The following is a 14478-nucleotide window of genomic DNA, read 5'->3' on the forward strand; positions in this document are numbered from 1 at the left end:
TTAAACATTGTCACGGATGACAATGCTAAGACAAAAGGGACTTTATGGATATCCTACAACTGCTCATTAGCGGGATTGCTAATGGCTGTATATATGGGCTGTTAGCGCTGGGTTTTGTGCTCATTTACAAAGCCTCAGAGGCAGTGAACTTTGCCCAAGGCGACATGCTTATGCTCGGTGCCTTTTTAGGCATATCTTTCATTAATGCCGATCAGGCAAACTTTCCTTTCTTATTAGGTATCACCTTTGCGGCTATTATCATGGGCGCATTTGGCTACTTACTTGATCGCTTTGTCCTACGTGGTATCTTTGGTCAACCGCAATTTGCGATGGTCATCCTGACCATCTCGCTCGGATTCTTAATGCGCTTTGTCGCTGGTGTTATCTGGGGACATAGTCCAGTCTCACTACAGACACCATTCTCAGGCAAGATGATGGCATTAGGCTCGCTTAGCATTGCTTATGTCGACATCATTATCATCATATCTACTATCGCATTAACCTCCATTTTATACTTCTTTTTTGCCCACACGCGGCTTGGTATTGCGATGCAAGCCAGTAGCCAAAACCAAATGGCCGCCTATTATATGGGTATTCCCGTTAAGCGCGTCAACGGTATCGTTTGGGCGTTATCAGGGGTGGTTGCTGCACTTGCTGGCATACTATTTGCCGCCAAAGGCGCGATCGAACCTTCTGTCGGACTACTATTTGGTATCAAGGCTTTTGCCGCTGCGGTAATCGGCGGTTTAGGCTCCTTGCCTGGTGCACTAGCAGGCGGGTTGCTGGTAGGGGTGATAGAGCCATTTGCTGGTCGCTATCTACCGCTAGGCTTAAGTCAAATTGCGCCTTATGTGGTTATGTTGATCGTACTAATCGTACGTCCAGGCGGTATTTTTTCTCAGGTCAAACAGAAAAAAGTATAGAAGTTTTGAGTCAAGGATGACTAAAATATTTCAAGGATGAGTACTGCCCATGAAAGCCCAGTTTAAACACAGTTACGATCAAGATATCAATATCTTCGATGACAAACGCCAACTCATAAAGTATGGCGTACTCCTCTTGCTCCTCTTAATGGCACCTTGGCTGCTGAGTAACTATTATATTAGTGAGCTCAGTGCCATATTGATCTGGTCTATCTCTGGACTGGGTCTGATGCTCTTGACGGGTCACACCGGACAAGTCAGCTTAGGTCACGCCGCCTTTATGGCTATCGGTGCGTTTAGCCATATGGCACTGATGGCTCGAGGGTGGAATTTTTTCCCTGCCTTGATTGCTTGCGCGCTCATTACGGGAGTTATCGGCGCTATCATTGCCAGACCGATCTTAAGAACCAGTGGCATCTATTTAGCCATCGCGACCTTGGCGCTTAGTATAATCGTCGAAGACATCGCTATCGTGGCTGAGCCTATTACGGGCGGTATCTCTGGTACCTTTGCCTCTCCTATCAATCTCTTTGGCTATACCATCGATCGCTACATCACGCCAAAGGCCTTTTATTACTTGTGCCTTGCGCTCGTAGTGCTGGTGACATTAGGTTATATCAATTTGCTCAGGAGCGGCACAGGGCGCTCGTTCTTAGCCATCAGAGACAGTGAAGTCTCCGCCCGCGCGCTTGGCGTCAATGTACCGCAAGCCAAAACGCTCGCTTTTAGCATATCTTGTGCGATTACCGCTATTGGCGGCGCTATGTACGGGCATTTTGTGCAAGCGGTCAATTATGAAAGCTTCACCGTTATTATCTCCATCACCATACTATTGCAGATTGTCATTGGCGGTTTAGGCTCGATACATGGTGCGTTTTTTGGTGCTATTGTCGTTGTCCTATTGCCACAAGTGATTGCTATTTTAGGCGATGTCATTGGTCAAAGTACGGGCTCTAATATCACCAGTATTCCTGGTATTGATACGGCGCTATTTGCCTTAGTCATTGTCATCATGATCATCTATGAGCCACGCGGTATATACGGTATTTGGATAAAGATACGGACTTGGTTTCAGATGTTTCCGTTATATCGAAAAGGACTATTTCGCCGTTCTAAAACTTATCTGAAAACGGAGCGTATGCGATGAGCTTATTAAAAGTTGACTCCTTATCTATCGCGTTCGGTGGTGTCAAAGCCGTTGATAATATTAGCTTTGAGGTAAACGAGGGCGAGGTATTCACGATCGTAGGGCCTAATGGCGCTGGTAAATCCACGATTTTTAACTTAATAAGTCGCCTGTACGAGCCGCTTAGTGGTCGTATTACTTTTGATGGGACTGATATTACCAAGCTACCCGCTCACGATATCGCAAAACTGGGTATTGCCCGTACGTTTCAAAACATCGAGTTGTTTGATCACTCAAGCGTGTTACAGAATCTGCTTATCGGTCGCCATTCGCAGCGCAATACGTCGTGGATACAGGACTTGCTGTTTTTGCCAAAAGTGCGCCGTAGCGAGCGCGAGCATCGTCTACAAGTTGAAAAGATTATAGATTTTTTAGAGTTAGCCCCTTATCGAGATAAGCTCATTGCAGGTTTGCCTTACGGTATTAGAAAGGTGGTCGAGATTGCGCGCGCATTAGCTGCTAACCCCAAGCTTATTTTGCTCGATGAGCCTGCCTCTGGTCTGAGCGTAGAGGAGACGTCCGAGATGGCATGGTGGATCGAAGACATGCAAAAGGATCTTGGTCTGACTATCTTGATGGTAGAGCATGACATGAGTCTCGTAAATCGGGTGTCAGATCGAGTATTGGCCGTCGCTGAAGGTAAGTTTTTGGCTCAGGGCACAGCAGCTGAGGTGCAAGCCAATCCACAGGTTATTGAAGCCTATCTTGGACAGGAGAGTGTGTAATGTCAGCTATCAAAAAATCACTATCCTCTGCCGCGCCCGCCACTGAAATGAATTTGGTCGACTCTGAAGTAAAGAACAACGTGCTTGAAGTGCGAAATCTAGAATCCGCTTATGGTCCAGTTATGGCATTGAGAGGCGTGAGTCTAGAGGTGCCCGAAGGTAAGGTTGTCACTATTTTGGGCGCGAATGGGGCGGGCAAGACGACGTTAATGAAGACCATCTCGGGGGTTATCAATCCTCGCAAGGGTGCAGTGTGGTTCCACGGTGAGCGTATCGATGGCACTGAGCCTGATCGCTTGGTCAAAAAAGGACTGTCGCACGTACCCGAAGGGCGCGAGGTATTTCCCTTTTTGAATGTCGCCGAAAACTTGGCGATGGGCGCTTATACTCGGCGTGACAAGTCTGAGATACAGCGCGATGTCGAGATGATATATGAGTATTTTCCCATCCTAAAAGATCGCCGCACTCAAGCAGCGGGCACGATGTCCGGTGGTCAGCAGCAGATGTTAGCTATCGGTCGCGGACTGATGTCACGACCCTCCCTTATGCTACTCGATGAGCCGTCTCTTGGACTGTCTCCCTTATTGGTACAGGAGATATTTGCGATTATTCGCAGGCTTAATAAAGAGCAGGGCGTGACCATCTTACTGGTTGAACAAAACGCCAGAGTTGCCTTGGCAGCCGCGGATTACGGGTATGTGTTAGAGACAGGGCGTATTGTCATGGCAGGCTCAGCGGACAAACTGATGCACTCTGATGATATTAAAGAGTTCTATTTGGGACAAACCAAAGACAACACTGCGGAAGCCACTCGGTGGAAACGCAAAAAGACTTGGCGATAATAATCATGACGACCTCTATTGATATTCATACTGAAAACAATACTTCACTTTCTCCTACTGATGTGGCGGTCACGAAAGTCACATCTGCCGCGCCAGTATCGTCTTACGATTACTCCAACGATAATGATTATAAGACTAATCGAAAGATACGCAATGCGCCTTTCGATCATCCGCCCCAAATCCTAGAAGGGTGCGATACGTTAAGCAAACTTTGGCGACAGGTTTGCTTGAGCCGAGGCGACAAGATTGCTCATCGCGAAAAGAGCTTTGGTATTTGGCAGAGTTATAGTTGGCTTGACTATTATCGTCATGGCTGCGATATCGGCATGGCACTCGTCGAGCTTGGCCTGAGCAAAGGTGATACTGTCTCTATATTGAGCGAGGACAATAAAGAATGGCTCTATTGTGATATGGGTATCTGCGCTGTCGGCGGTATACCCAACGGTGTCTATACGACAGACAGTCCCGAGCAGCTTGCCTATATATTAAGTGATAGCCATTCTAAGTTTCTGATCGTAGAAAACGATGAGCAATTGCATAAGTTTTTAGAGATTCGTGAACAGACGCCTAACATTAAAAAAGTCATTGTCTTTGAGCGTAAAGGTTTGCGTAGCCTAGATGATGATCAGGTTATGTTCTTAGATGATCTATATACGATCGGTCGAACTATTGAAAACGTAAGAGAGCGTTTTGGCGATTATATCGATCAAGGTACCGCGAACGATATACGCACCTTAATCTATACTTCTGGCACGACAGGCAACCCAAAAGGCGCGATTTTAACGCACGCCAATGTCCTCTTTGAGCTAAAAACAAGCATTGATATCCTTCCTATATTGCCTACCGATGAGCAGCTGTGTTTTCTGCCCTTGTGTCATGTGCTTGAGCGTCTGACGTCAGTGGATCTGCCTATTCATAGGGGCTGCATCGTCAACTTTGCTGAGAGCACAGAGACGGTATTTGAGAATATGAAAGAAGTCTCGCCTGATACCTTTACCGCCGTGCCTAGACTGTGGGAAAAAATGTACGCCTCTATCAGTAATATGCGTAGTGATGCTAGTGCGCTTAATGGCTGGGCATTTGATCAGGCCATAAAAGCAGGTCATGACCACGCTGATATCGTGATGGCAGGCAATACGCCCACGACAGGTCAACGACTGCGTTACGAGTTTTGGAACAAGCTGGTGTTATATAAAATTCGTGACCTGATAGGCATGAGTAATATTCGCCGTGCTACCACTGGGGCCGCGCCCATATCACTAGATATTATCCGCTGGTTTCATGCGATAGGCGTGCCTATCTATGAAGGCTATGGCATGACTGAAAGCGCAGGCGTGATATCAGTCAATACGCCTGAAGCACAGATGGCCGGTAGCGTAGGTAAGGCACTACCCGATTCTGAAGTCCGTATTGCCGACAACGGCGAGATACTCGTAAAAGGGGCGAACGTGTTTGCAGGCTACTGGAACAAGCCCGAAAAAACCGCTGAGGACTTACGGGATGGCTGGCTACATACTGGCGATGTTGGCGAGATAAAAGACGGCTATATATTCATTACGGGCCGCATCAAGGACATCATTATCACCGCAGGTGGCAAAAACGTCACACCCGCTGCGATTGAGAGCAAGCTTAAATTCTCGCCTTATATCTCAGATGCCGTCATCATCGGCGATAGACGCAAATATCTGACCTGCCTGATTATGATAGATCAGGAGAATGTCGAAAAGTTTGCGCAAGACAATCAGGTAATGTTCTCAGATTTTCGCTCGCTGTGTCATGCGCCAGAAGTCATCGCCTTGATAGATGAGGTCATACAGTCTACCAATCAGACGTTAGCACAGGTGGAAACCATCAAGCACTTTAGGCTTATTGATGTGCTGCTCAGTCCTGAAGATGACGAATTGACTGCGACCATGAAATTGAAAAGAAGTTTGGTTGAGAAAAAGCATCACGCTCTTATCGACTCTATGTACTGATCTGGGGCTTGTCATCAATTAGCACCGTTCAGATTTTTTGACGTTATCTCAACCTTGATAGTATCAATCTTAAAAGTATCAGCCTCAAAAGTATCAACCTTGAAAGCATCAAACTAACAGCGACTGAAGTCGCAAGGAGAAAGGCAATGAAATGGACATTCAAGACGACGCTACTGGCACTATCTGTCGGTACGATAGGTTTAGTAGGGTGTAGCAATTCAGAAACGCCCGCCGCAGCTGGTACAGATACTGAAACCGCTTCAACGAGTGATATGCCAGTGCAAGGTGTTACGGATACGGAGATTCTATTGGGCGGTGCGAATGATCTATCAGGTCCGTTTGCAGGATTCGGTAATCCTGCGGTAGCGGGTGCGAATATGTATTTTGATGAGGTAAATGCGGCAGGCGGTGTCAATGGCCGAAAGATTCGTTACGTCGTCGAGGATCATTCTTATCAAGTACCAAAGGCGGTACAGGCTGCTAATAAGCTCGTCAGCCGCGATAAAGTATTCGGTATGCTGATGTCGCTTGGTACGCCGCATAACTTAGCGAGTTTCCCTATTATGGATCGCGCCAATGTCCCTAATATTATGCCGATCACTTTTGCAAAGCCAATGCAAGAAGAAGGGGCTTTCAATCGCCGTTATACGATGGGTAGTACGTATTACGACTCTATGAAAATGGGTATGGAATATTTGATTGCCGAAAATGATATTAAAAATTTATGCGTCATGTATATCCCCTCAGACTATGGTGAAGAGACCAATGAGGCGGCTAAGGATATCAGCGATAACAATCCTAATGTCACGTTAGTTCAGGCCAGCTCACATCGTCCTGATGAAACAGACTTTGCTGGTGCAATCGCCAAATTAAAAGAAGCCAATTGCGAGCTAATCGGTCTATCTCTTACGATACGCGGCGCTATTACTGCGGTAGGGACAGCGAACGCTATGGGTTGGACTGACGTGAAATTCATCGCTCCTGCAACGGGTTTTCATCCCGCAGTTGCCGAAGCACCAGGTGGCGCTAGTGAAGGCCTATATGCAGTTTCTTACTATAACGATTTGGCTTTGAGAGCGAATGAGCCTGAGACCAAAGCCTTTATTGAAAAGTATAAAAAAGTCACAGGGGAAGATGTATCAGCAGGTGCTATCCTTGGTTATACTTCAGCCAGAATCACTGTTGAAGGACTAAAAGCTGCTGGCAAAGATTTGAATGCCGATACTTTTAATACCGGTATGGAAACCGTTAGTTTTGTAGATGGCATCACAGGATCTACTATTGCGATTACTCCTGAAAGCCATGTTGCCTTTAACGATGTTTACTTATCGCAAGTACAAAGCGGCGCATGGAAAACCGTTAAACAGCTCAAATAAGTACGCATTATTCATTTAGTGAAATTTTGATAGCAACAAGCCATACATAAGTATGGCTTGTATCGTTTATAAACGTTGTGTTTTATATTTTAACTGTTTTGTAAGTTTAAAATTCGTACTTAATACAAAATAAGCCACTAGCTACCGATAATAAAAATTAACTAGAATGACAAATTAGTCGCTTTATAAGGACTAGACTATCTGTACCTAAGTATACAGATGTACAGCGAAATTGTTATGATTGACTGTTGATGCCTTGCAACCGTTGCGCTTATTTGTCAAACTATCATTAAGTGTCACACATTATGGAAGATGACTCTTATTGCCCGTATAGATGGTCGTTATAGACGATTATTTATATAGGTCATAATAATTAAAAAGGATGAACACTATGACCCAGAAATCATTTCCTATCGCCGCCGAGTTCATGGCTGCTGCCAATACCACGCCTGAGCAGTACCTCAAAGACTACGAACACTCTATCGAATCAACTGAGACAAGTGATGCTTTTTGGGCGAAGCGTGCTGAGCTAATCGATTGGATCAAAAAACCCACCAAAATCAGCAATGTTAATTATGATCTAGATGATTTCCATATTAAATGGTTCGAAGATGGTGAACTGAATATCTCCGTCAACTGCCTTGATCGACATATGAAAAAAAGCCCTTATAAGCCTGCCATCATATGGGAGGGCGATCATCCCTCACTACATAAAATCATCTCTTTTAAAGAGCTATATGAATCAGTCTGTCGTCTAGGTAATGCACTGCGTAAGCTTGGGGTTGAAAAAGGCGATCGCGTCACGTTATATATGCCGATGATACCAGAAGCCATGATAGCGATGCTGGCATGTGCGCGTATTGGCGCGGTGCATTCAGTGGTCTTTGGTGGGTTCTCTGCGGAGAGCTTGGGCAATCGCCTAATCGATAGCCGCTCAAAGGTCGTCATTACTGCTGATGAAGGCCTGCGTGGTGGCAAACATACACCGCTCAAAGCCAATGTCGATCACGCGTTAGATATAGATGGCACGGACAGTGTAGAAAAAGTCATCGTCGTCCATCGCACGGGTAGTGCCATACCGATGAGCGGTCACCGTGATGTCTGGTATCACAACCTGATAGACGGTGAATCAGAGCACTGCGAGCCTGAAGTCATGAATGCCGAAGATCCGCTGTTTTTATTATACACCTCTGGTTCAACGGGTAAGCCCAAAGGCGTACTGCATACCACCGGCGGCTATATCACCTATGCACTCTCTACCTTTCGTGATGTTTTTGATATCAAAGAAGACGATGTCTATTGGTGTACGGCAGATGTGGGCTGGATTACTGGTCACACATACTCAACTTATGCACCGCTTGCCAATGGCACAACGACAGTCATGTTCGAGGGTGTGCCAGAATATCCAACGTGGGCGCGCATCGGTCATATCGTCGACAAGCACGACATTACGATTTTATACACCGCACCGACAGCGATTCGCGCGATGATGAAAGAGGGTGATGCTTTTGTACGAGAATCAGATCGTTCAAGCCTACGCTTACTTGGTTCGGTTGGAGAGCCTATCAATCCAGAAGCATGGGACTGGTACTATAATGTCGTTGGTGATGGCAAATGTCCAATCGTCGATACGTGGTGGCAAACCGAGACTGGCGGTATTTTGATGGCACCTATTCCAGGCACGGTTGATCTCAAACCAGGTGCAGCGATGACGCCACTATACGGTATCAAACCAGAGATTATCGATGGTGATGGTGCGGTACTAGAAGGCGCTGCAGAAGGAAATTTGGCGATTAACAGTAGCTGGCCGGGGCAAATGCGTACCATTTATAATGACCACGCACGCTTTTTGAAGACCTACTTTAGTGATTACCCAGGTTTTTACTTCACCGGTGACGGTGCTCAGCGTGATGAAGATGGTCATTATTGGATCACAGGCCGCGTCGATGATGTACTCAACGTTGCTGGACATCGTTTGGGAACTGCGGAGATTGAGAGCGCGGTGGTCGCTCATCCTGCTACTGCTGAGGCCGCTATCGTCGGTATGCCGCATGAGATTCGCGGTACAGGTATCTGCGCTTTTATCATCCTGAAATCTGGTGAAGAAAAAACAGACGCACTCAAAGCTGAGCTAAAACGTCATGTGCGCACTGAAATTGGCCCAATTGCCACTTTAGATGCCATCTATATGGTTGATGCGCTACCAAAGACGCGCTCAGGAAAAATCATGCGCCGTATTTTGCGTAACCTTGCGGCGGGACAGTATGTTGGATTGGGTGATTTGTCTACGCTTGCAGACAGCTCAGTGATCAATCAGTTGGTCGATGTGGTCAAAGCTGGTCGCGCAGAGAAGACTGGTTAATAGGGCTATATTGTTAAAAGAGTTGTTGAGAGCCAGTTGTTCTCGTTCGTCTATCACAGCTGAATAAAAGCCATGTTATCGAGGGTAGCATGGCTTTTTTACGGAGATAATATTGATATTGAAGCCTTTCAAAGGTTAAATATGATTGATAGACATATTATTCAAAATATCCCTGCCATTGTTATATAGTCAGTGCAAAGTAATATCGATACATCAGGCACTGCTGATATCAATTTTTCTTGCTTGCTGTGCCTGAGCAGACAGAGGCTACAAAAAATTGATATCAGCAGTATCGTAGCGTTCTTGGGGTATTTTGACTAGTTTTGGGATATTTTGAATATAAGTCTTTTTTTATCAAATAATTTATAAGGTCTACTGTCATTATGACTGATCACACTTTACTCTCAACTGATGAATCTCTCCCAAAAATAGCCATTATCGGTGGTGGTTTGACAGGATTGTTGACCGCCACATTACTAGAGCGTACCTTTATTCAAAGCACAGACATTCAAAGCACAGACCAATCCTCTATACCGCAAATAACCGTTTTTGAAAAGTCACGCAGTGTAGGGCGCTTAGCCACCCGTTATCGTACCGATAGTCAAACTGGTAAAAATTGGCAATGGGCATTTGGGGCGCAGTTTTTTACCGCAAAAACGCCTAGCTTTCAGCAGTTTATTGCACCTTGGCTTGAGACTGATTTGTTACAACCGTGGTGTGCCGAAGTGGTTGCGTTAACACCCGCTAATGGCAATACTGAGTCATCTGATATACAGCACAAAGATCAATGGAATACGACGCAAGCTCGCTACATCAGTACGCCAAAAATGACAAGTTGGGGGCGCGCATTAGCCGAAGATTTGCAACATACCAATATAAAATTCAAAACTCGCGTCGCACCCTTTGCGCAATATCCCCAAAACCAAACTGATGACAAGACTGAGCTTTTCGATGAGTCTGGCAATAGCCTGGGCTGCTTTGATTGGGTGATTTGTACCGCGCCAAATGGTCAAGCGCTAGAGCTGATGGCAGAGAGCGGTTTTACGGAGTCAGCCAACATCACCAAGCCAAAGATGCAGGCATGTTATACCTTAATGTTAGGCTGGGGTGAGGTGCAATCATTACCTGCAACATTGACCAGTCAAACACCATCAAGATGGGACGTGGCTTACGTAAATGATTCACCATTAGACAGAATATTTATCGAGCATCAAAAGCCTGCTCATAATGATTTGCTGCCCAGTGTCACCATTCATGCGCGTAACGACTGGTCAGAGATACACGTTGATGACGACATCGACACAATAACAGAGCAGTTATTGCAAGCCGCGCAGCAAGCCCTAAACTGGGACAAAGATAGTGCTCCAAGCCAAGTAGACTGCCATCGCTGGCGTTATGCAGCAACGACTGTCGATGATAACGAGGCACTGGGTATCTTGGTTGATCCACAACATCAATGGATTGTCAGTGGTGACTGGTGCGGACAGGGCAATATAGAAAGTTGCTATCAAATGGCAGTAGAAACGGTTCAGGCAATTATTTCTCGTTGATGTATCCATGCGACTTTGGCATCTACAGGACCATTGGCTCAATTTAGCTAAGAGTGAGTTTAAAGGAGTGAAATCCTTTGCTAAGTTATATCCTGATTAAAGGTCAGCGTAATTTCTTAAGTACTCTTCATAATTTTCAGTGCTGTCTAGCTCTTTCAGTAATATGGAATTACATGCTTGCTCGATATTATAACCACCAACAGTTTCGGGAAATGCGTAAGAAAAATCAGATTCTAACAACCCTCTTTTAGGTGACTGCCAGCTACTTATTACCTCATCCTTAAAGCCATAATCTATACGAGCGTTGATAAAGTAATTCTGGTCTTCACATGATATGAACCATTGTTGTTTCGAATAATAAAGACCTTTCTTTCGTAATGGGTTGTTGTTGATGTATGTAGATTGAAATATAGCTGAGATATATTTAGGTTTATCCTGTAGTGAGTTGAAATTCCTACTTCCTATCACTCTAATGTCTTGTCTTTTAACGGAATCGTAATCAAGAAATGACTGCCCTTGCCTGTTTTCAGATTTACCTAAATCAATCCAATTAACCGCATTAGATATAGTTGGTAAAATTAGAAAAGCGATTAACAGTTTTTTCATAGCCCATCCTCAATTTGAATACAGTATTTATGGGCACCAAAGACGACAAGTATTCTTGTTTTTAGTATTTAAGATCTCTGCTGAAGCACAGACTGCGTTTGCATCCCCTTCAATGAAAATAACTTCATCTCCTTCATCAAATCCATAGCAATAAGTCTGTGCCTCAAATACCTCTGAATTTATTACAAGCTTGTCTTCTCTATTGTTTATAGCTTCAATTTCGTACGTACTAGCAGCCATTGCTGAAGTGCTCATAGCAGCCGCTACGATAAGGGCGGTCAATTTCATTTTTATTCCTTTAATATGTTTACAGTTAGCCTTACCTAACTGTAAACGATTGGTAAATTTTCGGCAACTGTTTAGAAATTATATTCATAAGTTTTGCGTATATTGGGGAAAGCTAGACAAGCAGGCGATAAAATTTTTAGTGAGACTTAAAATCTAAGCAACGTTACTTGCCAGCTGTCGCAACCTAATACAAGGTTAGCTGCAGCTTCATGCACGCAAATTTGCTCACATCTATTTATGTCACAACTGACTTTTCGGACAGGTATCATAGGCTGGCATGTTGAGAAATGTTGAAACTCAAAATTCAATCAAGTAAATGATAGGTGGGCTTGTTTGATCTATTTCTTATCAAGTCTTTTAATTGTGGGGCTACTACCGAGTACATTTTTCATTTGTTCAGCTTGTTCTTTTAAGATATCCATTCTTTCGCCTAGCTCCATCCCTTTATGGATAAGGCTAGTGTTCAAAAATTCTAAGTTAGCGATGATTGCATTTTGTAGGTAAGATGCGTGATCCCTTTGATTGCCATCTTTATCAGGGTTTTCAGATTTCCATTTTGAAGCAGTCTTGCCATAAACTATCACGTTAAGCATATCAGCCTCAGAGGTATATAGTCTCCAGTGGTCATCTTTATTTATACCAAATAGCAAATTCTGTTGGATTGCATCAGTTTGCAATCGGTAATTAATCTTTGCTAGTTCACGATGGGCTTGCCACTCTACAGATTGAAACTGTGCTTCTTGTTCTTTTAGTCTTTGAAACTCTTTAATAAGGTACAGTTTGAATTCAGGACTGAGCCAAGCTCCGAACTCAAATGCAATATCTTTGTGAGCATAAGTACCGCCGTAACGCCCAGCTTTTGCTTTTAACCCAATGGCATTAGTTAAACCAATCCAGCGCTTTGCAGACATTGAGAAACGGTTTGAACCTGCCTCATTTCTAATTCCCTCGAATTCGGGGGAATTAAAATCCATATTGTTTATACGTTCCCAAGCACCTAGAAAATCCAACGTATTTTTGTTACGCAGCCATGCTTCTATAAGTGATAAGCCACCTTCAAAACCTTTGACCATATCCGTAAGGCTAATAAAATCCTCGTCATTTATAGTAGAAACAGCAACCTCAATATTGTTGACCGTAATTTTCCTATTATTTTTACTCATTGTTATTTCCTTTAGAAAAGAGAGATAGGTAATTGAGCTTTAGTTACAGAGATGGTATCTAATAATCGTGATAGTAGCAGATTTGTAGATACTATAATGTGAGTCATTTTCAATATTGGCTAATTGTATAATCTGAAAGAATGTCTCACTAGCAGGACAATATATTATTTTGTGGTTATGTCATCAAAATTTCGAGCAGATGGTGGTCGATTCGATATATTGTAATATAAAATATATGTAAATCAAGAATTTATAGGCAAAAAAAGAGCCCACAGAGGAGGTGCTGTGGGCTGAGGAAAACTGATCGTGTAGATTGACTACAGGGCAGTGATGATAACTTATTATTATTGGTTTTCTTTGCTATTGTTTAACTAAGATTAGGGTAATAATGGAGAATTCAATGGGCGCATATATTTGCTTACAACTTTAAGTGTACAACTGTTTTATTACCTTCGCTATCATAGCGCAAATAATTCTCATTTGGTTATTTCAGTTACATGACATTACGTTTCTCAGTATTCTCATCCCTTGCTATGCGTTGAGCAATTATTGCTGAACGAGGAATTTGGTTTAGCAAATTGCAGGTGTTTACGACGTGTGATTGTGTTATAAAATAGACAGCGCTATCACTATTTCAGCAGTGGATAGTCAAGATTGATGTATTGAGATAAAAGTAATGGCTGTCTTTGAGTACGAGCATTAAAACAATACATCAAGAGATGGCATGACGACGTGCTGGAAAAATGCTAAGCTATCCGCCATTATTATGTCTCTACTAAACTGGGTTTGCCATGACTGAGAATACGCAAGTGCATACGCAGGAGCCGTCAAGTACGCAAAATACCAAAAGTATTTTTAACTTGCCCAATAACCTTACTATCGCGCGTATCCTAATGATTCCGCTGTTTGTGGCGATTGCCTATTGGCCACCAGCCATGGGTATCGGGATGCCAGCCATTTCAGATAATGTGATTGCCCGAGTTGGCATGAGTGAATTCAGCGACAGCTTATTGCGGCACTTGTTACTGACTGGTGTGTTTATCATCGCGGCGATTACCGACTGGTTGGATGGCTACTTTGCGCGGAAGCTCAATGTTATGTCGGCGTTTGGGCGTTTTTTAGATCCTGTTGCGGACAAGCTCATGGTCGCCGCTGCGTTGATTATATTGGTTCAGTGGCATCCCAACATCATTATGGCGATAGCAGCGATTGTGATTATCTCGCGTGAAATCGCGGTATCAGCGCTGCGTGAGTGGATGGCGGAATTGGGTAAAAGTACCAGTGTCGCCGTGTCCTATGTCGGCAAGCTAAAAACGACCTTTCAGATGGTGGCTATCACGGTGTTACTGCTCAACTGGGAATCGCTCGAAATGATTGGCTATGTATTGATGGTCGCTGCTGTGATACTGACGTTGTGGTCTATGATGATTTATTTAAAAGCTGCTTGGCCATACCTTAAGCAAAGCGGTTAAGTTCATAAC

12 protein-coding genes are annotated in these 14478 nt (G+C 44.1%); 9 read left to right on the forward strand and 3 right to left on the reverse strand.

Going from position 1 to position 14478, the window contains the following annotated elements; all coding sequences use genetic code 11:
* Positions 1 to 44: 44 nt before the first annotated feature.
* The 8 genes from ACMFL8_RS01235 (at position 45) to ACMFL8_RS01270 (ending at position 10940) form a co-directional block, all read left to right on the forward strand.
* Positions 45 to 923, forward strand: a complete 879-nt coding sequence (locus tag ACMFL8_RS01235) for a branched-chain amino acid ABC transporter permease (protein WP_189583195.1) — start codon at positions 45 to 47, stop codon at positions 921 to 923.
* Positions 924 to 972: 49 nt separating this feature from the next.
* Positions 973 to 2070 carry a branched-chain amino acid ABC transporter permease gene (locus ACMFL8_RS01240; protein WP_194620700.1) on the forward strand — a complete coding sequence of 366 codons (1098 nt, stop codon included), beginning with the start codon at positions 973 to 975 and terminating at the stop codon, positions 2068 to 2070.
* Positions 2067 to 2834 carry an ABC transporter ATP-binding protein gene (locus tag ACMFL8_RS01245; RefSeq protein ID WP_010196014.1) on the forward strand — a complete coding sequence of 256 codons (768 nt, stop codon included), beginning with the start codon at positions 2067 to 2069 and terminating at the stop codon, positions 2832 to 2834. Before ACMFL8_RS01240 ends, ACMFL8_RS01245 begins: the two co-directional genes overlap by 4 nt.
* A 47-nt stretch (positions 2835 to 2881) precedes the next feature.
* Positions 2882 to 3676: an ABC transporter ATP-binding protein gene (locus tag ACMFL8_RS01250; RefSeq protein WP_037032897.1), complete on the forward strand. Its 795-nt coding sequence runs from the start codon at positions 2882 to 2884 to the stop codon at positions 3674 to 3676.
* 5 nt (positions 3677 to 3681) lie between these two features.
* Positions 3682 to 5652 carry an AMP-dependent synthetase/ligase gene (locus tag ACMFL8_RS01255; RefSeq protein WP_413189871.1) on the forward strand — a complete coding sequence of 657 codons (1971 nt, stop codon included), beginning with the start codon at positions 3682 to 3684 and terminating at the stop codon, positions 5650 to 5652.
* Between the two features lie 146 nt (positions 5653 to 5798).
* Positions 5799 to 7028 (forward strand): ABC transporter substrate-binding protein, encoded by a 1230-nt coding sequence (locus ACMFL8_RS01260; protein WP_413189872.1) that lies wholly within the window; start codon positions 5799 to 5801, stop codon positions 7026 to 7028.
* Positions 7029 to 7419: 391 nt separating this feature from the next.
* Entirely contained in the window at positions 7420 to 9390 is a 1971-nt protein-coding gene (gene acs, locus ACMFL8_RS01265) for an acetate--CoA ligase (RefSeq protein WP_201593311.1), read from the forward strand.
* 383 nt (positions 9391 to 9773) lie between these two features.
* Positions 9774 to 10940, forward strand: coding sequence for an NAD(P)/FAD-dependent oxidoreductase (locus ACMFL8_RS01270; protein WP_413189873.1), 1167 nt, complete (start codon positions 9774 to 9776; stop codon positions 10938 to 10940).
* 96 nt (positions 10941 to 11036) lie between these two features.
* Here the strand turns inward: ACMFL8_RS01270 and ACMFL8_RS01275 are convergent, their stop codons facing one another.
* From ACMFL8_RS01275 to ACMFL8_RS01285, 3 genes are all read right to left on the reverse strand, one after another.
* Positions 11037 to 11546: a hypothetical protein gene (locus ACMFL8_RS01275; protein WP_413189874.1), complete on the reverse strand. Its 510-nt coding sequence runs from the start codon at positions 11544 to 11546 to the stop codon at positions 11037 to 11039.
* A 27-nt stretch (positions 11547 to 11573) separates the two neighbouring features.
* Complete coding sequence (locus ACMFL8_RS01280; RefSeq protein WP_413189875.1) at positions 11574 to 11834, reverse strand: hypothetical protein; 261 nt, start codon at positions 11832 to 11834, stop codon at positions 11574 to 11576.
* Positions 11835 to 12172: 338 nt separating this feature from the next.
* Complete coding sequence (locus ACMFL8_RS01285) at positions 12173 to 12997, reverse strand: KilA-N domain-containing protein (RefSeq protein WP_413189876.1); 825 nt, start codon at positions 12995 to 12997, stop codon at positions 12173 to 12175.
* A 791-nt stretch (positions 12998 to 13788) separates the two neighbouring features.
* Here ACMFL8_RS01285 and pgsA point away from each other — a divergent pair.
* A complete protein-coding gene (gene pgsA, locus ACMFL8_RS01290; protein WP_189583172.1) occupies positions 13789 to 14469 on the forward strand; it encodes a CDP-diacylglycerol--glycerol-3-phosphate 3-phosphatidyltransferase in 681 nt (226 codons plus the stop codon).
* Positions 14470 to 14478 lie beyond the last annotated feature (9 nt).

It is taken from the genome of Psychrobacter sp. AT9 (genome assembly GCF_047272965.1).
GTDB lineage: Bacteria > Pseudomonadota > Gammaproteobacteria > Pseudomonadales > Moraxellaceae > Psychrobacter > Psychrobacter glaciei.

Bases quoted from the DNA above. Each gene is read 5' to 3' on its own strand.
- ACMFL8_RS01235 (WP_189583195.1), top strand. From the start codon at position 45: ATGGATATCCTACAACTGCTCATTAGCGGGATTGCTAATGGCTGTATA.
- ACMFL8_RS01240 (WP_194620700.1), top strand. From the start codon at position 973: ATGAAAGCCCAGTTTAAACACAGTTACGATCAAGATATCAATATCTTC.
- ACMFL8_RS01245 (WP_010196014.1), top strand. From the start codon at position 2,067: ATGAGCTTATTAAAAGTTGACTCCTTATCTATCGCGTTCGGTGGTGTC.
- ACMFL8_RS01250 (WP_037032897.1), top strand. From the start codon at position 2,882: ATGAATTTGGTCGACTCTGAAGTAAAGAACAACGTGCTTGAAGTGCGA.
- ACMFL8_RS01255 (WP_413189871.1), top strand. From the start codon at position 3,682: ATGACGACCTCTATTGATATTCATACTGAAAACAATACTTCACTTTCT.
- ACMFL8_RS01260 (WP_413189872.1), top strand. From the start codon at position 5,799: ATGAAATGGACATTCAAGACGACGCTACTGGCACTATCTGTCGGTACG.
- acs (WP_201593311.1), top strand. From the start codon at position 7,420: ATGACCCAGAAATCATTTCCTATCGCCGCCGAGTTCATGGCTGCTGCC.
- ACMFL8_RS01270 (WP_413189873.1), top strand. From the start codon at position 9,774: ATGACTGATCACACTTTACTCTCAACTGATGAATCTCTCCCAAAAATA.
- ACMFL8_RS01275 (WP_413189874.1), bottom strand. From the start codon at position 11,546: ATGAAAAAACTGTTAATCGCTTTTCTAATTTTACCAACTATATCTAAT.
- ACMFL8_RS01280 (WP_413189875.1), bottom strand. From the start codon at position 11,834: ATGAAATTGACCGCCCTTATCGTAGCGGCTGCTATGAGCACTTCAGCA.
- ACMFL8_RS01285 (WP_413189876.1), bottom strand. From the start codon at position 12,997: ATGAGTAAAAATAATAGGAAAATTACGGTCAACAATATTGAGGTTGCT.
- pgsA (WP_189583172.1), top strand. From the start codon at position 13,789: ATGACTGAGAATACGCAAGTGCATACGCAGGAGCCGTCAAGTACGCAA.